Origin of the sequence: Rhodococcus sp. BP-332 (assembly GCF_019836065.1) — a bacterium.
In the GTDB taxonomy this organism is placed as follows: Bacteria; Actinomycetota; Actinomycetes; order Mycobacteriales; family Mycobacteriaceae; genus Rhodococcoides.
In genome coordinates this window covers 1,185,246-1,206,158 of sequence record NZ_JABUEC010000001.1, presented here as the reverse complement: position 1 = coordinate 1,206,158, position 20,913 = coordinate 1,185,246, and the positions used below count along the sequence as shown (strand labels likewise).

At 70.0% G+C, this 20,913-nt stretch carries 16 protein-coding genes and 1 tRNA gene; 10 read left to right on the top strand and 7 right to left on the bottom strand.

Annotated elements, in window-relative coordinates; genetic code table 11:
- Positions 1-7: 7 nt before the first annotated feature.
- Both HQ314_RS05715 and HQ314_RS05710 read right to left on the bottom strand, forming a co-directional pair.
- Positions 8-562: an isochorismatase family protein gene (locus HQ314_RS05715; RefSeq protein WP_056448937.1), complete on the bottom strand. Its 555-nt coding sequence runs from the start codon at positions 560-562 to the stop codon at positions 8-10.
- A 2-nt stretch (positions 563-564) separates the two neighbouring features.
- On the bottom strand, positions 565-1,854 hold the full coding sequence (locus tag HQ314_RS05710) for a nicotinate phosphoribosyltransferase (protein ID WP_285185968.1): 1,290 nt from the start codon (positions 1,852-1,854) through the stop codon (positions 565-567).
- Positions 1,855-1,914: 60 nt separating this feature from the next.
- Between HQ314_RS05710 and clpS the strand changes: the two genes are divergently transcribed.
- The 7 genes from clpS to rdgB all read left to right on the top strand — a co-directional run bounded on the left by clpS (position 1,915) and on the right by rdgB (position 6,902).
- Positions 1,915-2,226: an ATP-dependent Clp protease adapter ClpS gene (gene clpS, locus HQ314_RS05705; protein ID WP_027505488.1), complete on the top strand. Its 312-nt coding sequence runs from the start codon at positions 1,915-1,917 to the stop codon at positions 2,224-2,226.
- Between the two features lie 42 nt (positions 2,227-2,268).
- On the top strand, positions 2,269-2,853 hold the full coding sequence (locus HQ314_RS05700) for a DUF2017 domain-containing protein (protein ID WP_056448931.1): 585 nt from the start codon (positions 2,269-2,271) through the stop codon (positions 2,851-2,853).
- Positions 2,853-3,911: a P1 family peptidase gene (locus HQ314_RS05695; RefSeq protein WP_222649460.1), complete on the top strand. Its 1,059-nt coding sequence runs from the start codon at positions 2,853-2,855 to the stop codon at positions 3,909-3,911. The genes HQ314_RS05700 and HQ314_RS05695 overlap by 1 nt, the downstream gene beginning before the upstream one ends.
- 67 nt (positions 3,912-3,978) lie before the next feature.
- Entirely contained in the window at positions 3,979-4,623 is a 645-nt protein-coding gene (locus HQ314_RS05690; protein WP_222649459.1) for a rhomboid family intramembrane serine protease, read from the top strand.
- Between the two features lie 91 nt (positions 4,624-4,714).
- Positions 4,715-5,473 carry a cyclic nucleotide-degrading phosphodiesterase gene (locus HQ314_RS05685; protein WP_037185729.1) on the top strand — a complete coding sequence of 253 codons (759 nt, stop codon included), beginning with the start codon at positions 4,715-4,717 and terminating at the stop codon, positions 5,471-5,473.
- Between the two features lie 72 nt (positions 5,474-5,545).
- Positions 5,546-6,298, top strand: coding sequence for a ribonuclease PH (rph, locus tag HQ314_RS05680; protein ID WP_027505493.1), 753 nt, complete (start codon positions 5,546-5,548; stop codon positions 6,296-6,298).
- Positions 6,291-6,902, top strand: a complete 612-nt coding sequence (rdgB, locus tag HQ314_RS05675; RefSeq protein ID WP_307108515.1) for an RdgB/HAM1 family non-canonical purine NTP pyrophosphatase — start codon at positions 6,291-6,293, stop codon at positions 6,900-6,902. The genes rph and rdgB overlap by 8 nt, the downstream gene beginning before the upstream one ends.
- Here rdgB and HQ314_RS05670 read toward each other — a convergent pair.
- The 4 genes from HQ314_RS05670 to HQ314_RS05655 form a co-directional block, all read right to left on the bottom strand.
- Positions 6,892-7,206 carry a DUF3817 domain-containing protein gene (locus HQ314_RS05670; protein WP_374197819.1) on the bottom strand — a complete coding sequence of 105 codons (315 nt, stop codon included), beginning with the start codon at positions 7,204-7,206 and terminating at the stop codon, positions 6,892-6,894. The two genes, rdgB and HQ314_RS05670, sit on opposite strands and share 11 nt — an antisense overlap.
- Positions 7,207-7,265: 59 nt before the next feature.
- Positions 7,266-7,679 (bottom strand): transcriptional regulator, encoded by a 414-nt coding sequence (locus HQ314_RS05665; protein ID WP_204868612.1) that lies wholly within the window; start codon positions 7,677-7,679, stop codon positions 7,266-7,268.
- 70 nt (positions 7,680-7,749) lie between these two features.
- A tRNA-Leu gene (locus HQ314_RS05660) sits at positions 7,750-7,834 on the bottom strand.
- 12 nt (positions 7,835-7,846) lie between these two features.
- Positions 7,847-8,530 (bottom strand): hypothetical protein, encoded by a 684-nt coding sequence (locus HQ314_RS05655; RefSeq protein WP_222649457.1) that lies wholly within the window; start codon positions 8,528-8,530, stop codon positions 7,847-7,849.
- Between the two features lie 451 nt (positions 8,531-8,981).
- On the opposite strand from HQ314_RS05655, the gene HQ314_RS05650 reads away from it, so the two are divergent.
- The gene (locus HQ314_RS05650; RefSeq protein ID WP_308119236.1) at positions 8,982-18,182 is read left to right on the top strand and encodes a polyketide synthase; all 9,201 of its coding nucleotides are present in this window, start codon (positions 8,982-8,984) and stop codon (positions 18,180-18,182) included.
- Complete coding sequence (locus HQ314_RS05645) at positions 18,179-18,571, top strand: holo-ACP synthase (protein ID WP_027505498.1); 393 nt, start codon at positions 18,179-18,181, stop codon at positions 18,569-18,571. Before HQ314_RS05650 ends, HQ314_RS05645 begins: the two co-directional genes overlap by 4 nt.
- A gap of 39 nt (positions 18,572-18,610) precedes the next feature.
- On the opposite strand, the gene HQ314_RS05640 is transcribed toward HQ314_RS05645, so the two are convergent.
- Complete coding sequence (locus tag HQ314_RS05640; RefSeq protein ID WP_027505499.1) at positions 18,611-19,222, bottom strand: TetR/AcrR family transcriptional regulator; 612 nt, start codon at positions 19,220-19,222, stop codon at positions 18,611-18,613.
- A gap of 348 nt (positions 19,223-19,570) precedes the next feature.
- On the opposite strand from HQ314_RS05640, the gene HQ314_RS05635 reads away from it, so the two are divergent.
- Positions 19,571-20,911, top strand: coding sequence for a hypothetical protein (locus HQ314_RS05635; protein WP_222649455.1), 1,341 nt, complete (start codon positions 19,571-19,573; stop codon positions 20,909-20,911).
- Positions 20,912-20,913 lie beyond the last annotated feature (2 nt).

Genomic DNA, 20,913 nt, shown 5'->3' with positions numbered 1-20,913 from the left:
CTCTCGGTCAGCGGTCGGCGTGTACACCCTCGTCGGCGAGTTCGGCGAGAACTGCCGGCACCGTCGTGGGGCTCACCGCGGCGCAGTAGTCCAGCAGCACCGTCGTCTCGAAGCCGGCGCGCGCGGCGTCGCGGGCCGTGGCGCGGACGCAGTGATCGGTGGCCAGGCCGACGACGTGGACGGCGTCGATGTTCCGAGCGCGGAGCCACTCCGCGAGGCCTGTGCCGGACTCGTCGGCACCCTCGAAACCGGAGTAGGCCGCGTCGTACTCGCCCTTCGAGAAGACTGCCTCGATCGGGGTGAGGTCGAGATCGGGGTGGAAGTCGCAGCCGGGTGTGCCGACGACGCAGTGCCGCGGCCAGCTGTCGACGTAGTCCGGGGTCTCGGAGAAGTGGGCGCCGGGGTCGATGTGGTGATCACGTGTCGCGACGACGGCGTCGTAGCTCGCGCCGGCGACGAGCGTGCTGACGGCGGCGGCGACTCGCGCCCCGCCTTCGACGGCCAGCGAGCCGCCCTCACAGAAATCGTTCTGGACGTCGACGACGACGAGTGCGGTGGCCACGGTCAGGAGAATACCGTCGGCACGGCCGGATCTCCCTGGGACAGACCGAGTCCCTCCCAGGGCAGTGATCGCAGGCCCTCCGCGACCAGCGTGCGTGCGTCCTCGACCGTGGCGGTGTGCACGATCTCGCCGCCGCGCACCATGGGTACGGACAGCTCCCGCACCGTGTACGGATCGGTCGCGGGCAACGGCGCGCCGGCCTTCGTCACCAGCTCCTCGACGACGGTGCCCGTGCTGCGGGCCAGACGGACGGCGCGCTTGCGTCCACCGCGCGACTCCTTGTGCGAACTGCGCTTGGCCACGGGGATGCCGTCGACCTCGACGAGTTTGTAGACCATGCCGGCGGTCGGTGCGCCCGATCCCGTGACGACGGACGTGCCGACGCCGTAGGTGTCCACGGGCTCGGCCCGCAGCGAGGCGATGGCGTACTCGTCCAGATCGCCCGAGACGACGATGCGGGTGCGCGTGGCGCCGAGGTCGTCGAGCTGCCGACGGACCTGCCGCGCCAGGACACCGAGATCGCCCGAGTCGATGCGCACGCCGCCGAGCTCGGGCCCGGCGACCTCGATGGCCGTCGCGACGCCGGCGGTGATGTCGTACGTGTCCACCAACAGCGTGGTGCCCACACCGAGGGCGGCGATCTGCGAGCGGAACGCCGCGGCCTCGTCCGGCCCGTCGACGCCCGTGTGCAGCAGCGTGAAGGCGTGCGCACTGGTTCCGGCGCCCGGAATGCCGTGGCGGCGGACCGCTTCGAGGTTGGACGTGGCCGCGAAACCGCAGATGTACGCGACGCGCGACGAGGCCACCGCCGCTTCCTCGTGGGCGCGTCGAGAGCCCATCTCGATGAGCGGCCGGCCGTCGGACGCGGAGACCATGCGGGTGGCCGCGGCGGCGATGGCGCTGTCGTGGTTGTAGATCGACAGTGCGAGCGTCTCGAGGATCACGCACTCGGCGAAGGTGCCGCGCACGGACAGGACGGGGGAGCCGGGGAAGAACAGTTCGCCCTCGCGGTAACCGTCGATGTCGCCGCCGAACCGGTAGTTCCGGAGCCAGTCGAGGGTGTCCGCCTCGAGGAACGACAACGACGCGAGTTCGTCCTCGCCGAAGCGGAAGTCGCGGAGAGCGTCGAGGAAGCGGCCCGTGCCCGCGACGACGCCGTACCGCCGCCCGTCGGGAAGCCGCCGGGCGAACACCTCGAAGGTGCAGGCGCGATGCGCCGAACCGTCGCGGAGGGCGGCCGACAGCATGGTCAGCTCGTACTGATCGGTGAACAGCGCAGTGGAGGTCACCACTGCACCCTAGAGCGGTCACCGTGTCACGGGGCGACCGATGTACGCCGTATCCTGGGCGCCATGGCTTCGGATCTCACCGCGACACTTCCGCAGGCCACGCCCGACGAGGCTGTGGAGGTGTCCGAGGACACCGCGACGGACACACCCTGGGTCACCATCGTCTGGGACGACCCGGTCAACCTGATGCACTACGTCACCTACGTCTTCCAGAAGCTGTTCGGCTACAGCAAGGACAAGGCGACGGAGCTGATGATGCAGGTGCACTCGGAAGGCAAGGCGGTCGTCTCGAGCGGGCCCCGCGACAAGATGGAGATCGACGTGCAGAAGCTGCACGCGGCGGGCCTGTGGGCCACCATGCAGCACGACGTCTGACTCTCGAACACTCGTCTCACCCACTCTGGAAGGACCGCCGTCGTGCGCATGTGGACCCGGAAGAACGCGCTGGGCGGCGTCAAGTTCAAGTCGGAGATGGACGGCCGCGAGGTGGCCGTCCTGCGGTCGCTCGTCGAGTCGGTGGTGGGGCTGCTGGAGCGACGGGGCGCCGAGGCGCCGACCGACGATCTGGCCGAGCTCACCGGCATGCGATCCGGCAACACCTCCGCTCCCGAGGACCCCACGCTCGCGCGGTTGCTTCCCGATTTCCACCGGCCCGAGGGCGCCGACACGGCCGAGTCCGACGCGCTCGCCGAGCAGGCCGACCTCAACGGCGCCCTCCGCAGCCTGTACGAGCCGGACATCATCGACATCAAGCGCGCCGCCGGCGCGACCATCCTGTCGACGCTGCCGAACGGCGGCGGCAAGATCGTTCTCACCCGCGAGCAGGCCGACTCCTGGCTGACCGGGCTGAACGACGTGCGGCTGGCCCTCGGCACCACCCTCGGCATCGATGCGGACACCCCCGACCAACTCGAGGAGGACGATCCGCGAGCACCGCACCTGGACGTCTACCACTGGCTCACCTGGATGCAGGACTCGCTGGTCCAGGTACTCATGCCGTGATGCGCGACCTGCTGTCGGACGTCGCCGGACTGACCGTCGGACACCACCACGTGTTGGATCCCGAGGTCACGCTGTCCGACGAGCACCACGACGGCGTCGGACGCGCGACCGGCTGCACCGTCGTCATGACGGACGCGCCGGTCACCGCGGCCGTCGATGTCCGCGGCGGCGGGCCGGGTACCCGCGAGACCGACCTGCTGGATCCGTCCCACGCCGTGCAGCAGATCGACGCGGTGCTGCTGACAGGTGGTTCCGCCTACGGTCTCGCGGCGGCGGACGGAGTCATGCGCCACCTCGAGGAGCACCGGCGCGGCGTGCGGATGGGCCGAGACGACCGTGTCGTCCCGATCGTGCCGGGCGCCGTGATCTTCGATCTACCGATGGGGGACTGGTCCGTGCGACCGGACGCGGAGTTCGGGCGAGCGGCTGCGGCAGCCGCGTCCGCCGACTTCGCGCTCGGATGCGTCGGCGCGGGGACGGGCGCGCGCGCCGGGCTCCTGAAAGGCGGCGTCGGCAGCGCGTCGACACGGATCGAGACCGGCGCCGCGGCGGGTCTGGTGGTCAGCGCGTTGATGGTCGTCAATCCCGTCGGATCGGTCTTCGACCCCGCGACGGGTGTCCTGTGGAGTGCGGCGTCCGTCCCGGAGGTGGGCCTGCGAACCCCGAGTGCGGACGACGTGCGGGCGGCCGCCGAGCTCGCGCCGAAGGACACCTCCCTCAACACGACCATCGGCGTCGTCGCCACGGACGCGCAGCTCACCGAGTCGGAGTGCCGGCGGGTGGCCGTCGCCGCACACGACGGGCTCGCACGCGCGATCCGACCGGCCCACTCGCCGCTGGACGGCGACACGATCTTCGCCGTCGCGACGGGACGGGCGGCCGCCCGCCCCGCCGAGGTGGACATGCCGATGATGATGCCCCATCTGGCCGTGCTCGACGGAGTGTGCGCGGCGGTCGCCCCGGTGGTCGAGCGCGCCATCGCGCGGGCGATCCTCGCCGCGACGGCGGTGGCCGGGGTTCCCGCCTATCGGGACGTGTTCCCGAGTTCCGGCGCGTGAGTCCGACCCGCACTCTCGAGTATCGTCGAAACCGGACATCACCTCTCGCCTCACGATCGGGGACGCCATGACCCTCGGAACCTCCGGCGCTCAGCCGGTCACGCAGCCGCGACGCTCGCGCTGGGCGAGCGCCGCCATGGTGATCGGTGGCTTCGTCGCCGTTCTGTACGTCATCGAGGCGGTGGACGTGGCGTCCGGTCTCGCCCTCGACCGGCACGGCATCGGCCCCCGATCGGTCGACGGTCTCCAAGGCGTCGCCTTCGCCCCTCTGCTTCACCACGGGTGGGACCACCTGTTCGCCAACACCGTTCCGCTGCTGGTGTTGGGATTCGTGCTGATGCTCTCGGGCATCGCGCGCGGTCTGGCCGTCACCGCGGTGGTGTGGATCGTGGGTGGGCTGGGCACCTGGCTGACGGGCGAGACCGCGTCCCTGCACGTCGGCGCCTCGATCATCGTGTTCGGGTGGTTGTCCTACCTCATCGTGCGCGGCGTCTTCGCCCGCGATCTCGGGCAGTTGCTCGTCGGGGTCCTGGTGCTGCTCGTCTACGGCAGCGCGTTGTGGGGGGTGCTCCCGACGCAGGAGGACGTGTCGTGGCAGGGCCACCTGTTCGGCGCACTCGCGGGAGTGCTGGCGGCCTGGATGTTCGCCGGTGCCGCACGCCGGGAACGCGCCGCGCGCACGCTCCCGCCGTCGCCCACACTGCACCGGTGACAGGAGCCGTGCGCACCCTTCGGACATCTCACGACACGGTGTGTCGCCGAACTCTCTCGGACCTCTCACCGCGCGTGGCAGCATGACACCCATGCGTCTCACGGTTCTGGGTTGTTCGGGCAGTGTCTCGGGTCCGGACTCGCCGGCATCGGGATATCTCATCGAGGCGCCCGACACCGCTCCGCTCGTCATGGACTTCGGCCCCGGTGTTCTCGGTGCCCTGCAGAAGTACGTGAACCCCGCCGACGTGCACGTGCTGCTGTCGCACCTGCACGCCGATCACTGCCTCGACGTCCCCGGACTGCTGGTCTGGCGCCGGTACGGCCCCACTGCGGTGGAGGGCCGTGCCGTGGTCCTCGGGCCGTCGGACATGGCGTTCCGTCTGGGCGTGGCGTCCGCGGAGAGCGGTGGCCGGATCGACGACATGTCGGACACCCTCGATCTGCGGTACCTCCGAGACGGTTCCGTGGTGACGTTCGGTGCGCTGACCATCGAGCCGCGACGCGTGTACCACCCGCCGGAGTCCTACGGCATGCGCATCACCACCGAGAGTGGAACCGTCCTGGCCTACACCGGGGACACCGGAATGTGCGACGCGGTGGTCGAACTGTCGACCGGGGCCGACGTGCTCCTGGCCGAGGCGTCGTGGACACACGCCGCGGATCGCCCTCAGGGCGTACACCTCTCGGGTACCGAGGCCGGCCGGCTGGCGGCCATGGCGGAGGTCTCGGAACTGCTGCTCACCCACATCCCGCCGTGGACGTCACGCGAGGACGTCGTCGCGGAGGCGAAGGCCGAGTTCGGTGGTCCGGTGCATGCCGTCTCACCCGGCTACGTCGTCGAGGTCTGACCGCTCGCACGTCCCTCGGGGCGCGGCAGTCCGTCCCCGGGCCGTGTCGGCGACCCGACTAGGGTGGCAGGCGTGTCCACACGTGAAGACGGCAGAGCAGACGACGAACTCCGCACCATCACCATCACCCGCGGTTTCACCTCGCACCCGGCAGGATCGGTGCTGGTCGAGTTCGGCAACACCCGGGTGATGTGCACCGCCAGCGTGGAGGAGGGGGTGCCGCGGTGGCGGAAGGGATCCGGGCTCGGCTGGCTCACCGCCGAGTACGCCATGCTTCCCGGCGCGACGCACACCCGCAACAGCCGCGAATCGGTGAAGGGCAAGGTCAGCGGACGCACGTCCGAGATCAGCCGACTCATCGGGCGCTCGCTCCGGGCCTGCATCGATCTCGCCGCTCTCGGTGAGAACACCATCGCCCTCGACTGCGACGTGCTGCAGGCCGACGGCGGGACGCGCACAGCGGCGATCACGGGGGCCTTCGTGGCACTGTCCGACGCCGTCACCTACCTCGCTGCTCACGGCAAGCTCGCCGATCCGCAGCCCATCTCCTGCGCCATCGCGGCCGTGTCGGTCGGCGTCGTGGACGGCCGCGTCCGGTTGGACCTGCCGTACGAGGAGGACTCCCGCGCCGAGGTGGACATGAACGTCGTGGCCACCGACACCGGAACACTCGTCGAGATCCAGGGCACCGGCGAGGGCGCGACCTTCCCGCGGTCCACCCTCGACGCCATGCTCGACAATGCCCTCGCCGGCTGCGAGCGCATCTTCGCGATCCAGAAGGAGGCTCTCGCGGCCCCTTACCCCGGTGAGCTGCCCGGTGCCTGACGTACGGCTCCTCGTCGCCAGCCGCAACGCGAAGAAGCTCGCCGAACTGCGGCGGGTGCTCGATGCCGCGCAGGTCGGCGGCGTGGAACTGGTGGGGCTCGACGAGGTCGCCGAGTACCCGGAGACTCCCGAGACCGGGGCGACCTTCGAGGAGAACGCTCTGATCAAGGCTCGGGACGGCGCTGCCGCGACCGGGATGCCTTGTGTGGCAGATGATTCGGGGATCGCGATCGACGCACTGAACGATATGCCCGGAGTGCTGTCGGCGCGATGGTCGGGGCAGCACGGCCAGGACGAGGCGAACACCGCGCTGGTGCTGGCGCAACTGGCCGACGTGCCGGACGAGCGGCGCGGTGCGGCGTTCGTCTCCGCCTGCGCGCTGGTGCTGCCGGACGGACGTGAGCACGTGGTCCGCGGCGAGTGGCGGGGGAGTGTGTCGAGAACCCGTGCCGGAAGTGGTGGATTCGGTTACGACCCGATCTTCGTTCCGGACGGTGCCGGGCAGTCCGCTGCCGAGATGACGCCTGCGGAGAAGGACGCGTCGTCCCATCGCGGCGTCGCGCTGCGCCGGTTGCTCCCGGAGATCACCGCGCTCACGCAGTAGGTCGGACGGCGAAGTCCCGCGTCACCTGCTGGGTGCGGCGGTGCTCGATAACGAACGACAGGAACGGCACGGTGCCGGCGAGGAGCGTGCCGATGGTGCGGCCGACGGGCCAGCGCACCTTCACGGCGAGGTCGAGCGTGACGATCAGGTACGCGAAGTAGACCCAGCCGTGCACGATCGCGATCCACCCGGGCAGGTTCTCGACGCCGAAGACGTACTTGGCCACCATCTCCGCGGTCAGCACCAGCAGCCAGACGCCGGTGGCGTAGGCGAGAACGCGATAGCGCAGAAGTGCGGGCTCGATCCGCCGGTCGGTCGGCCGACCCCCGGTGCTTCGAGCGGCGGGACGAGGTTCTGCGGTGCTCACGAAGTGCTCCTGTCGTTCTCGCGGCCGGCGTCCAACTCCGCGAGATAGCTGTTGTACTCCCGCAGTTGACGAGTCTCCTCGTCGTCGGCGGTGTCGTCGGACACGCGGGTCGCCCGAGCTGTCGGGCGCTGCGGGAGGAGATCGGTGGGGATCTCGGTGATCACCGTGGACTCCACCGGTTCGTCCACGGTGTCCTCGAGTTGGACGAACCGTCGGTAGGCGAACACGACGAAGGCGGCGAAGAGGGGCCACTGGAAGGCGTAGCCGAGATTCTGACCCGTGCCGGACGACGATTCGAATCGTTCCCACTGCCAGTACCCGAGCGCCAGGCATCCGCAGGCAGCGACGATGACCAGCACGATGAGTGCTGGTCGGCGCGTCCTCGAGGTGGTGTCCCGGCTCTGATCCACACCACGACGGTACCGGACCGCGCACGGTCAACGACACCGCGTCGTAGGGGTCGTGGTGGGACTCACCTGCTGGTGCGCGAGGGGGGACTTGAACCCCCACGTCCTGAGACACCAGGACCTAAACCTGGCGCGTCTGCCAATTCCGCCACTCGCGCGTGCAGGTGAGTCTAGACGACCTCGGCCGGCACCTCGCGGGTCCGCGGCCTGCGGACGAGCGAACGCTGGTAGCGCCACACCGCGTGCCGCAGCGTCGCGCGGTCGGTGTCGAGGTCACCTGCGACCGCGTCCAGGACGGCTGTCCGGTCCTCGACTCCGTCGACGGTCACGGCGAGTGTCGCGCGCAGGAAGTCGTCGACCCCGGCGTCGCTCAGCGCTGACGCGACGCCGAGGGCGCCGAGAAAGCACTCCCATGACAGCTCGCCGACACCTGCGACGGAGACGAACGCGTCGTGTTGCGTCTCGGACCCGTCCACGTCCGTCGCCCTGGTCACCCCGACTGCGAGCAGTGCGGCGGCGACGGCCCGCGCGGCGTCGGCCTTGGTCGAGTGATTCCCCGGAACCCGCTGCCGGTTGTCCACGACGTCGGCATCGAGCGTGGTGAGAGCGCGGAGATCGTCCACCGCGCCGCATCGCGAGCGCCGCCACGCGGCGATCACGCGGCGCACTCCCGTGGTGGGACCGCCGTACGTCGCTCTCGACGAGAACACGGCGTCGAGGAGAGCGGCCTCGACGTCCCCGGCCCACCCCGGAAACCAGAACGGCCAGGTCTCTCGTGGAATCACCGCGTCGACGGCGGTAGCGGTGGCAGTCTGCGTCGAACGGTCGATGATCGCTGCGATGGTGTCGGTCATGTGAGTCCCCCCGGTCTCGGTGCACGACGTGTGCGATCAGGAAGGTAGGCGGACGGTCCGACAGGAACCGCCCGTCCGCTCGTATAACGAATTGGTAACGATGAACACGAGGAATCCCTCAGGTTCCTCGCCCGCAGAAACCGCCCTGGTCTGCAGCGATCGACCCTACTTTCGGGTCAGTTGAGCCGCCGTTTCTGGCCACGATCACGACGTACCCGCGGGTAGCACTAGGACGTCAAACAGAACGTGAGGAATTCCTCATGATTCCGTGTCATCCTTGAGCCCACGAGATGCGAGTGGTCCGTCGATGACGACTGCCCACCGTCTCGGGCTCCCGGAGTCTCGTGTCGCCGGTGGCCCAGCAACGTCGAACAACTCAGCCACGTCGAACGAGCCCAGCGTCAGAAGTACCCAGCACCTCGCGATCCGAGGTAGGAGAGGACACGCACGCGTGACCATCAACGAGAGCACTCCCCCCAACCGCCAGCGCTCCACCGATCGGGCGGAGTCGCTCGCGGAGCGGTTCGTCGCGGGCGAGCCCTACGCGTTCGCCTTCGGTGGCCAGGGTGCGCCCTGGTTGCCCACCCTCGACGAGCTGACCCGGGACTGTGCACTCGAGCCGCAGATCACCGATCTCGTCAACACCGCGGCCGACATCCTCGCGCCCGTGGCGCAGGAGCTCCTGGTCGTGCGGCCCCTCGGCTTCGATCCCATCGCCTGGATGCTGGAGCAGGAGCTCGCCGACGATCCGTCGGCCGGTCCGTCCACCGCAGCCCTCGCCTCCGCGGCCGTCTCCGTCCCCGGCGTCCTCCTCACCCAGATGGCCGCACTGCGCGCGCTGTCGGTGCAGGGACTGGACTGGACCGCCACTCCGCCCTCCGCCGTCATCGGCCACTCGCAGGGTGTCCTCGCCGAGGCGGCAGTCGCCGATCTCGGACGCAGTGACGCCGAACTGCTGGCCGTCGCGCAGCTCATCGGTGCCGCAGCCGGTCTCGTCGGCCGCCGCCGTGCCCTCATCGGCTCGGGCGAGCGGGCTCCCATGATCGCCGTCTCCGCCGTCGACCCCGTCCGTCTGCAGGCCATCGTCGACGAGGTCGCGGGCGACGACGCCACGACGTCCGCCGTCGTCGCCATCCGCAACGGTCGCCGACGCGTCGTCCTCAGCGGTCCGTACACCAAGCTCGTCCGCGTGCAGCAGCGCTGCGAGGAGATCTCGGCCACCGAGACCCGCGAGCGTGACGCCAAGAAGCGTGGCGGCGCGATCTTCGCTCCCGTCTTCGAACCCCTCGACATCGAGGTCGGCTTCCACCACCCGCAGATGGGTGAGGCCGTCGACGTCGTCGGCCAGTGGGCCGAGCGCTGTGGCGTCGACGTCTCTCGTGCCCGCGCACTCGCGCAGGCCATCCTGGTCGATCCGGTCGACTGGGTCGCCGCGACCGAGTCCGTGGTCACCGCCGGCGCCTCGTGGATCCTCGACCTCGGTCCCGGTGACGCCCTCACCCGCCTGACCGCATCGAACATCAGTGGCCACGGCGTGGGCGTCGTCGCCGCGTCGACCCGCACCGGGCACCGCAACCTCCTCACTCCCGGCGCCGCACCCGAGGTGGACCGGCCGTGGAGCGACTTCGCCCCGTCCGTGGTCACCCTCCCGAACGGGTACACCGCCGTCGAGACGTCCTTCACCAAGCTGACGGGTCGGTCGCCGATCCTGCTCGCGGGCATGACCCCGACCACCGTCGACCCGAAGATCGTCGCCGCCGCGACCAACGCCGGCCACTGGGCCGAGCTCGCCGGTGGCGGACAGGTCACCGAGGAGATCTTCGCCGGCCACGTCGCCGAGCTGCAGGAGCTCCTCGAGCCGGGCCGGTCCGTGCAGTTCAACTCGCTCTTCCTCGACCCCTACCTGTGGAAGCTGCAGCTCGGCGGCAAGCGCCTCGTGCAGAAGGCCCGCACGGCGGGTGCGCCGTTCGACGGCGTCGTCGTCACCGCGGGCATCCCCGAGCTCGACGAGGCCGTCGCGCTCATCGAGGAGCTGACCGAGGTCGGCATCAGCCACGTCTGCTTCAAGCCGGGCACGGTGGCGCAGATTCGCGCCGTGATCCGCATCGCCAACGAGGTTCCGGACTACCCGGTCATCATCCACATCGAAGGTGGCCGCGCCGGTGGCCACCATTCGTGGGAGGACCTCGACGACCTGCTGGTAGCCACCTACGCGGAGCTGCGGTCGCACGACAACATCGTCATCTGCGTCGGCGGCGGCATCGGAACTCCCGAGCGCGCAGCCGACTACCTCACCGGACGCTGGTCGGAGGCCGCCGGCTTCCCGGCCATGCCGCTCGACGGCATCCTCGTCGGCACCGCCGCGATGGCCACGCTCGAGGCGACAACGTCCCCCGAGGTCAAGCAGCTCCTCGTCGACACCCCCGGAACGCCCGACTGGGTCGGTGCCGGCACCGCGATCGGCGGCATGGCCTCCGGCCGCAGCCAGCTCGGCGCGGACATCCACGAGATCGACAACGCCGCCTCGCGGACCGGTCGTCTGCTCGACGAGGTCGCCGGCGACGACGAGGCCGTGGCCGCCCGCCGCGACGAGATCATCGCCGCTCTCGACGCCACCGCGAAGCCGTACTTCGGCGACGTCGCGTCCATGACGTACCTGCGCTGGCTCGAGCGTTACCTCGAGCTCGCTGTCGGGCACGACATCGACACCGACACTCCGTGGCTCGACGTCACGTGGCGCGTCCGCTTCCGCGACATGCTCCAGCGCGCCGAGGCCCGTCTGCACCCCGTCGACCGTGGCCCCGTTCCCACCCTCTTCGCCGAGGACGACATCCTCGATCGCCCCGCCGATGCCCTGCGGGCACTCGTCGCGGCCTACCCCGACGCCTCGACGGTCGAGCTGCACCCGGCCGACGTGCCGTTCTTCATCTCGCTGTGCCGCATCCCCGGCAAGCCGGTCAACTTCGTTCCCGTCGTGGACAAGGACGTCCGCCGCTGGTGGCGCAGTGACTCGCTGTGGCAGGCCCACGACGCGCGGTACTCGGCAGACCAGGTCTGCGTCATCCCCGGCACCGTGGCAGTCGCCGGCATCGACCGGCTGAACGAGCCGGTCGGCGATCTGCTGAACCGCTTCGAGAAGGCCACCGCGGATCGCCTGCTCGGCTCCGGCGCGGACTCCGTCGCCGTCGCCACCCGCCGTCATCCCGACATCGCGGGCGGTCTCGTGGGCATGGTGCTCGCCGCTCCGGACATCACCTGGGCATCGCGCCTCGCGCCCAACCCCGTTCGTCGACTCGGTGCACTGTCCGAGTGGGACGTCGTGTCCGACGAGGCCGCCACCCACGCCCGTACCGGCGCCACGCTGACCGTCGCCGGCTCGGACCAGGTGCTCCTCTCGGTCCCGCTCTCGCCCGGCAAGAGCGTCGACATCCGCATCACCGTCCCCGCCTCGGCGGTCGACGGCGGAGCGCCGCTCGTCACCGACGCGGACGCCGAGTCGTCGATGTCCGCACTGCTCGGAGTCGCTGCGGGACAGGAACTCCCGACGGTCAAGGGCGGCGCTGCTCGCCTCAACATCGCCTGGTCGCCCGACCTCGTCGCCGACCATGCGGGCGTCACCGGCTCCGGCCTCCCCGCGGACTACGGCGTCGGCCACTCGGCCGTGCCCGACGTCCTCGTCGGAGCGTGCTGGCCCGCCGTGTTCGCCGTGCTCGGCTCGGCGCGTACCGCCGACGCCGGCTCCGTCATCGAGGGCATGCTCGACCTGGTCCACCTCGACCACCGCATCGATCTCATGGGCACGCTCCCGGACCACCACAGCATCCTGGTGGTGAAGGCGCAGTCGGGCGAGGTCGTCGACACCGATCTCGGCCGCGTGGTCGAGGTCTCCGTCGAGATCGGCGCCATGCTGGGCGAGGGCCTCGACGCTCCCGTCGTCGCCACCCTCGTCGAGCGGTTCGCCATCCGTGGCCGCACCGGCACCGGCACGCTGTCGGATCCGCCGCGCGCCGGCGGGTCGGTCACCGACGCGCTGGTCGAGACCCCGCGCCGCCGTCGCCGCGACACCACCATCACGGCTCCGCGTCACATGGGTGCGTTCGCTCAGGTCTCCGGCGACCACAACCCGATCCACACCTCGGACGCCGCAGCACGTCTCGCCGGTCTCGGCGATCCCATCGTGCACGGCATGTGGCTCTCGGCTGCCGCGCAGCAGGTGGTCACCGCCGTCGATCCGGCCGCGACGACTCCGCCGCGTCGCCTCACGGCGTGGACCACGCGCTTCCTCGGCATGGTGCGTCCCGGCGCCTCGATCGACGTCCGCGTCGATCGCGTCGGCTACGAGGCCGGTTCCGAGATCGTCGAGGTCTCCTGCAAGGTCGACGGCGACATGGTCATGATGGCCACCGGCCGCATCGCCGCACCGAAGACGGTCTACGCGTTCCCGGGCCAGGGCATCCAGCAGCCCGGCATGGGACTCGACGCACGGGCTCGCTCGAAGGCCGCCCGTGAGATCTGGGAGCGTGCGGACAAGCACACCCGCGCTGCCCTCGGCTTCTCCATTCTCGCTGTCGTGCGGGACAACCCGACCGAGCTGCGGGCCAGGGGAGTGACCCACCGTCATCCCGACGGCGTCCTGCACCTGACCCAGTTCACTCAGGTCGCGATGGCCGTGCTCGGTGTCGCCCAGGTGGCCGAGCTCCGCGAGTCCGGCGCGTTCGTCGAGGACTCGTTCCTCGCCGGCCACTCCGTCGGTGAGTACAACGCTCTCGCCGCCGTCGCCGGGGTCCTGCCGCTCGAGGCCGTCCTCGAAGTGGTCTTCCAGCGCGGCTCCGCCATGCACCAGCTGGTCCCGCGTGATGCGAAGGGCCGCAGCCAGTACCGCATGGCCGCCATCCGTCCGTCGCAGGTCGGCCTCGCCGACGACGACGTCATCGGATTCGTCGAGTCCATCGGTGAGCGCACCGGCGAGTTCCTTCAGGTGGTCAACCTCAACCTGCGCGGCTCCCAGTACGCCATCGCCGGCACCGTCGCGGGTCTCGAGGAGCTCGAGCGCGAGATCGACCGTCGCCGTGCCGAGTTCGGCGGCAAGCGGGCCTTCATCCTGGTCCCCGGCATCGACGTCCCGTTCCACTCCACCGTTCTGCGCGGCGGTGTGGACGACTTCCGGGCTCGTCTCCTCGAGCTGCTCCCGGAGACGATCGACCCGTCGATCCTCGTCGGCCGCTACATCCCCAACCTGGTTCCGCGTCTGTTCACGCTCGATCGTGACTTCGTGCAGGAGATCGCCGACCTGGTGCCGTCCGAGCCGCTGGCCGACGTCCTGGGTCGGTGGGACGACTGGGCCGCCCGCCCGGCCGATCTGTGCCGCGTGATCCTGACCGAGCTGCTGGCATGGCAGTTCGCCAGCCCGGTCCGGTGGATCGAGACGCAGGACCTGCTGTTCGCCGACGAGTCGGACGGCGGACTGGGCATCGAGCGTTTCGTCGAGGTGGGTCTTGGATCCGTTCCCACGGTGGCCAACCTGGCGACCAACACACTCAAGCTTCCCGGTCGCATCGGCCACCCCGTCGAGGTGCTCAACATCGAGCGCGACGCGGCCGTCGTCTTCTCCACGGACACCGACCCGGAGATGGCGGACGAGCCCGAGTCCGAGACTCCCGCTGCAGATCCGGCGGCTGCCCCGGCAGCCGTCGCCGCCCCGGTCGCTGCTCCCGCGGCACCGGCCGGTGGACCGCGTCCCGACGACATCGCGTTCACGGCGTCGGACGCCACGACCGTGCTGATCGCCCTGTGGACCAAGCTCCGCATCGATCAGATCGGCCCCGCCGACACCATCGAGGCACTGTGCGACGGCGTCTCGTCCCGGCGTAACCAGCTGCTCGTCGATCTCGGTTCCGAGCTGTCGCTCGGCGCGATCGACGGCGCGGCCGACGCCGACATGGGTGCCCTCGCCGGCACCGTCAACAAGCTGGCACGTACCTACCGTCCGTTCGGGCCGGTGCTCAGCGACTCGGTGAACGATCACCTGCGCAAGGTGTTCGGACCGTCGGGACGTCGCCCCGGCTCCATCGCGGAGCGCGTCGCCAAGGTGTGGCAGCTCGGTGACGGGTGGGCCCACCACGTCACCGCCGAGGTCGCCCTCGGCACCAGGGACGGCGCATCGATCCGCGGCGGCGACCTCGGTGGTCTCGCAGACGGTGCCGTCGCCGACGGTGCCGCGGTCGACGCGGTCATCGACGCAGCCGTGACTGCGGTCGGTCAGCGACGCGGCATCCAGGTGTCCATGCCCTCCAGTGGGGGCAGCGGCGGCGGTGGCACCGTCGACGCGGCCGCCCTGGGTGAGTTCACCGAGAACATCACCGGGCGCAGCGGAGTGCTGGCCTCGGCGGCCCGACTCGTCCTCGAACAGCTCGGATTCGCCGAGAACCTCACCCTGCCCGAGGCGGACGCGAGCGAGGCCGAGCTGGTCGACCTGGTGTCCACCGAGCTCGGCACCGACTGGCCGCGTCTGGTCGCTCCATCGTTCGACGCCCGCAAGGCGGTGCTGATCGACGACCGCTGGGCCAGTGCGCGTGAGGATCTCGCCCGGCTGTGGCTGGGGGACGAGAAGGCTCAGGCACTCGCTGTCGACACCTTCGCCGGAACCGGCACGGCTGTCGCGTCCCAGGCGAGCTGGTGGCAGCAGAAGGCTGACGCCCAGGGGCGCGGCGACCTGGCGGCCACCTACGGCGCCATCGCGTCGGCTGCGGCGCAGTCGACCGAGGCGTCCACCCGCTGGACCGGACAGGTCGCGGTCGTCACCGGCGCCAGCAAGAACTCGATCGCCGCTGCGGTGACCGGGGAACTGCTCGCCGGCGGTGCGACCGTCTTCCTCACCACCTCGCGTCTCGACGAGAGCCGAGTCGGGTTCTACCGTGAGCTCTACCGCACGAATGCCACTGCGGGAGCAGCCCTCTGGGTGGTCCCGGCGAACATGGCCTCGTACGCCGACGTGGATGCCCTGATCGAGTGGATCGGCAGCGACCAGATCGATTCGGCCGGTGGCGCGAAGAAGCTGGTCAAGCCCGCCGTCACCCCGACGATGCTGTTCCCCTTCGCGGCACCGCGGGTCGCCGGCGAGCTGTCCGACGCCGGTGCCCGCGCCGAGATGGAGATGCGCGTCCTGCTCTGGTCGGTCGAGCGTCTCATCGGTGGTCTGTCGAAGATCGGTCACGACCGCGACGTCGACACCCGTCTGCACGTGACACTTCCCGGTTCGCCGAACCGTGGACTGTTCGGTGGCGACGGTGCCTACGGCGAGTCCAAGGCAGCGCTCGACGCCGTGGTGAACCGCTGGAAGGCGGAGCGCACCTGGGCCGAGCGAGTCACGTTGGTGCACGCCCGTATCGGTTGGGTCCGCGGCACCGGCCTCATGGGTCACAACGACCCGGTGGCCAACGCTGCCGAGGCAGCCGGTGTGCGCACCTGGTCCACGGCGGAGATGGCCGAGCAGCTGCTCGCCACCTGCGACGAGGAGTCCCGGACCGCCGCCGCGCAGGCACCGCTCGAGGTCGATCTCACCGGCGGCCTCGCCGAGGCGGGCCTCGATCTGGCCGCACTCGCCAAGCAGGCGGCCGACGAGGCCGTCGCGGACGAGTCCGTCGCCGAGGCACTCGCCACCGTCGACGCGCTTCCCGCGCCGCCGCGGCTCGACGAGCAGCCCGCAGCACCCGCGTGGACCGCTCTGGACATCGAGCCGTCCGAGATGGTCGTCATCGTCGGAACGGGCGAGCTCGGGCCGTACGGCAGCGCACGCACCCGCTTCGAGATGGAGGTCGACGAGAAGCTCTCGGCGGCAGGCGTTCTCGAACTCGCGTGGAACACCGGCCTGGTGGTCTGGGAGAACGATCCCAAGCCGGGGTGGTACGACGCCGAGTCCGGCGATCTGGTGCCCGAGGCGGAGATCGCCGACCGGTACCACGACACGGTCGTCGAACGCTGCGGTATCCGGCAGTACGAGGACGACGGCGCGATGGTGAACAACACCGCGCCGCTGCTCACCTCGGTGTTCCTGGACAACGATCTGACGTTCGTCGTCGGCAGCGAGGCGGAGGCACGCGCCTTCGTCGGTGCCGATCCCGAGCGGACGGTCGTGAACCAGAACGCGGAGGGTGACTGGCAGGTCACGCGCAAGGCAGGCACCGAGATCCGCGTACCGCGTCAGATGAAGCTGACGCGCACGGTCGGTGGTCAGATCCCCACGGGATTCGACGCCACCAAGTGGGGCATCTCGCCGGACATGGCGAGCTCCATCGACCGAGTCGCGCTGTGGAACATCGTCTGCACGGTCGACGCGTTCATCACCAGCGGCTTCACCCCGTCCGAGCTCATGCGCTGGACGCACCCCTCGCTGGTCGCCAACACGCAGGGCACCGGTATGGGCGGCATGGAGTCGATGCGCTCGCTGTACATCGACACCCTGCTGGGCGACGCTCGTGCGAACGACATCCTGCAGGAAGCGCTGCCGAACGTCGTTGCGGCGCACGTGGTGCAGTCGTACGTCGGGTCCTACGGCGCGATGATCCACCCGGTCGCGGCCTGCGCCACGGCGGCGGTCTCGGTCGAGGAGGGCGTGGACAAGATCCGGCTCGGCAAGGCGACGTTCGTCGTGGCCGGCGGGTTCGACGACCTCAGCACCGAGGGCATCATCGGCTTCGGCGACATGTCGGCGACGGCGGAGGCCTCGGCGATGCACGCCAAGGGCATCTCGGATCGCCGGTTCTCCCGAGCCAACGACCGTCGACGCGGCGGCTTCGTCGAGTCGCACGGCGGCGGAACGATTCTGCTGGCTCGCGGTGACCTCGCTCTGGAGATGGGCCTGCCCGTCCTCGGTGTCGTCGGATGGGCGCAGTCCTTCGGTGACGGCGTGCACACGTCGATCCCGGCTCCCGGTCTCGGCGCCCTAGGCGCTGCCCGCGGCGGTCAGGACTCGGCGATGGCGTTGTCGCTCAGCGCACTCGGCGTCTCCGCGGACGACATCGCGATCGTCTCCAAGCACGACACGTCGACCAACGCGAACGATCCCAACGAGGCGGAGATGCACACGCGTCTGGCCCGAGCGCTGGGCCGCACGGAGGGCAACCCCCTCTTCGTGGTCTCGCAGAAGTCGCTGACCGGACACAGCAAGGGCGGCGCTGCCGCCTTCCAGCTGATCGGTCTGTGCCAGGTGTTGGCCGAGGGCGTCGTGCCGCCGAACCGCAGTCTCGACTGCGTCGACGACACGATGACCGAGTTCGAGAACCTGGTCTGGGTACGCGAACCGCTGCGCTTCGGGGAGAGGTTGCCGTTCAAGGCCGGTCTGCTGACCAGCCTCGGCTTCGGCCATGTGTCCGGCATCATCGCCGTGGTGCACCCGCAGGCGTTCCTCGAGGCGGTTCCGGCCGCGCAGCGCGAGGAGTACACGGCGAAGGCGCAGGCACGTGTGGTGGCCGGCAAGCGGCGGCTGATGGAGGCGATGTGCGGCGGATCCTCGCTCTACGAGCGTCCGGAGGATCGCCGATTGGGCCACGACGGCACGTCGAGCGATGCGAAGCACGAGCTCGAGATCGATCTGCTGCTGAGCGAAGATTCTCGCCTCGGCGCGGACGACGTCTACCGTACGGTGGCCGAGTGAGCATCCTGGGAGTCGGTCTGGATCTGGTGTCGGTCTCGGAGTTCGCCGAGCAGATGGAGAAGGTCGGGACCACCATGGTCCGCGACAGCTTCACTGCCGGCGAGCGCCGCCACGCCGCCACGCGCAGTGCGGATCCCGCGCGGCACTACGCCGCGCGGTGGGCCGCGAAGGAAGCGGTGCTGAAGGCTTGGGCCGCATCACGTTTCGCTCGTGCGCCCCAGATCGGCGACAACCCGTACCCGCTGATCGAGGTCGTCAACGACGCGTGGGGACGTCCGTCGATCAAGCTGCACGGCATGGCCGCGGAGTTCCTGCCGACGGTCAAGATCCACCTGTCGCTGACCCACGACGGCGACATGGCGGGAGCGGTGGCGATCCTCGAGGAGTGATCGTCAGACGAATGACGGAGAAGAGGAGAGCCGACGCGATCAGCGTCGGCTCTCCTTTTCTGCCACCAACAGGTAGGCGCCCATCAGGCGCTTCAGCTCGGCGACGGCGTCGGCGTGACTCTGACCGTCCTGCACCGAGAAGTTGAGCATGGAGTAGACGACGTGCACGAGCACCTCGGCCATGAGGTTGCGGCGGGCACGTGGGGTGCGGGGTGTGAGCGGTGCGAGCACCCGCTCCACCTGGGCGGCGAACGCCTTCTCGTGGATCATGCCGGTGGCGCGTGTGGCCGGGGTGGACTGCATCGCCAACCACACCTCGCGTCGGGACGGATCCGACGTCCACAGGCTGGAGAGATGGTCCAGGAAGTCGTCGAGGAAGCGTAGCCAGTCGAGTGACGGAACCTCCCCGTCGAAATCGGCGAACTCCTGGCGCACGCCTGCGAGATCCTGGCGACCCAGTTCGCACACGATGACGTACTTGTTGGCGAAGAACTGGTACAGCGTGCCGATGGGCAGCCCGGCGCGGGCCGCGACCTCCTCGCACGTGAACGACTCGAACCCCACGTCGGTCAACAGTTCGCGCGACGCCGTCAACAACGCGTCGAACTTCCGTTTGCTGCGCTCCTGGGTGGGGCGGCGGCGGGGGAGCAGCTCGACGGGCTCGTTCTCGTCCGCGTTCTCGCTGGTGTCGGCCCCGTCGCGGACATCGGTCTCGTCGTGAAGGCCCTGTTCGTGCGCTGTCTCCTCGGTGATCGGGGTGCTGCGCCCCGGTGCTCCGTCGGTCGACTCCACGTCACCAACAGTATCGGTCGACCCACCGTTCTCGAACAGTGAGCTACCGTTCGGCCGCATTCAATATGAACTTACGGTATGTTTAGAGACTGTTACAAGACGCATCGTTCACTGACGGAGCAAGTAGTCGATCGTTCAGGCCGGTCTCGGGGGAGTCACGACGGCTGTGTCGGCTTCCGGTTCGTCTTCGAGAAGAGGAGGCACATCATGAACGACACCCCCCGCAACAGCAGCGCACCCGAGACCCGTGGTGACACCACCGTGGTCTCCGCCGTTCTGCTGTATCACCTGGACGGGTCCACGGTGACGGCGTCCCTGCTGTCTCCCATCGACGGGTCGGACCTCGGCGTCGCCGAGTCGATCGACCTCGAGGACTTCTCGCCCGAGCAGATCGGGCTGACGGTGCCGATGCTGTGGGACCTGGTGGACGTCGCCGACGCCTGTGTCATGTCCGTCGTGACCTCGGGCGCTGCCGCTGACATCGACGTGGCTCCGCCCATCCTCGAACTCGCGTTCGGTGTTCCCGTCTTCGACTCTCCCACCCCGGTCGTCGCGGACACGCCCGCCGCCGGCGCGACACTCGACGACGACGCCACTCCTCCTGCCGACGATGTCGCGCCCTGGCAGCGGACCACACCCTCCGCTGTCGCCGCCGCCGCAGCGGCAGCCCGCCCACCTCTGCGCCCGACGCGTCCCGTCCCGGCCAAGCCGGTACGCCGGTCCGCGACCGGTGCGGGGAAGTCCGGCGTCGTGAAGTCGGGCGCGTCCGCGTCGCCGATCTCGAAGTCCGCAGCGGCACGTGCCGGTGTGGCAGGTGCCGCCGCCGCGGCTGCTCGCCCCCGAGTCGCGTCCGCCGACGAGGTCACGCCCGTCGACAAGGCCGTTCCTCCCACGACGTCGTCCGACACCGACACCGAGGTGTTCCCCGCCGTCGTGGCGCCTGCTGTCGTCGATCCGATCGACGATGCTCGGACCGAGGCCATCCCGGTGGTGACGGCCGCGTCCGTCGCTCCCACCGGTCGCCGCTCGCGCCGTTTCGTCGGGTTCGCCGGCGCTGCTGCAGCAGCAGCGCTGGTCGCGGCGGGCATCGGTACCGCTGCCGTGATGTCCGGTGGATCGGACAGCGTGCCCCAGAACACCGCCGCGGAGCAGCAGGCCCCGAACGGTGGCTCCGCGTCCCCGGTGGCAGATGCTCCCGCAGTCGCGGCACCGGTGGTTCCCGCTGCTCCGGCCGCGTCGCCGGCCCCCGCTGCTCCGGCAGCGCCGGTTCCGACAGAGGACGCCGCAGCAGACGCCGCGGCCTCCGACTGGACCGCGCCGTCGGCAGCACCCTGGTCGCCGACCGCCGCTGCGCCGGCGCCCACGCCGTGGACGACCACGCCGCCACAGCAGCAGTCGTCCTCTTCCAGTGCGGTACCCGCTCCGCAGTTCACCGTCCCGGTGCCCGAGCAGGATCCGAACAAGTCCCCGCAGCAGCTGCAGGACGAGGCGTGGGCGAAGCACTGGCAGCAGACCGGGCAGTGGCTGAACCAGGAGTTCCCGCAGTAGGT

What these genes read in the sequence shown, in the direction of transcription:
- HQ314_RS05695 (WP_222649460.1), top strand. Translation starts at nt 2,853, where the DNA reads ATGCGCGACCTGCTGTCGGACGTCGCCGGACTGACCGTCGGACACCAC.
- HQ314_RS05635 (WP_222649455.1), top strand. Translation starts at nt 19,571, where the DNA reads ATGAACGACACCCCCCGCAACAGCAGCGCACCCGAGACCCGTGGTGAC.
- HQ314_RS05690 (WP_222649459.1), top strand. Translation starts at nt 3,979, where the DNA reads ATGACCCTCGGAACCTCCGGCGCTCAGCCGGTCACGCAGCCGCGACGC.
- clpS (WP_027505488.1), top strand. Translation starts at nt 1,915, where the DNA reads ATGGCTTCGGATCTCACCGCGACACTTCCGCAGGCCACGCCCGACGAG.
- HQ314_RS05655 (WP_222649457.1), bottom strand. Translation starts at nt 8,530, where the DNA reads ATGACCGACACCATCGCAGCGATCATCGACCGTTCGACGCAGACTGCC.
- HQ314_RS05685 (WP_037185729.1), top strand. Translation starts at nt 4,715, where the DNA reads ATGCGTCTCACGGTTCTGGGTTGTTCGGGCAGTGTCTCGGGTCCGGAC.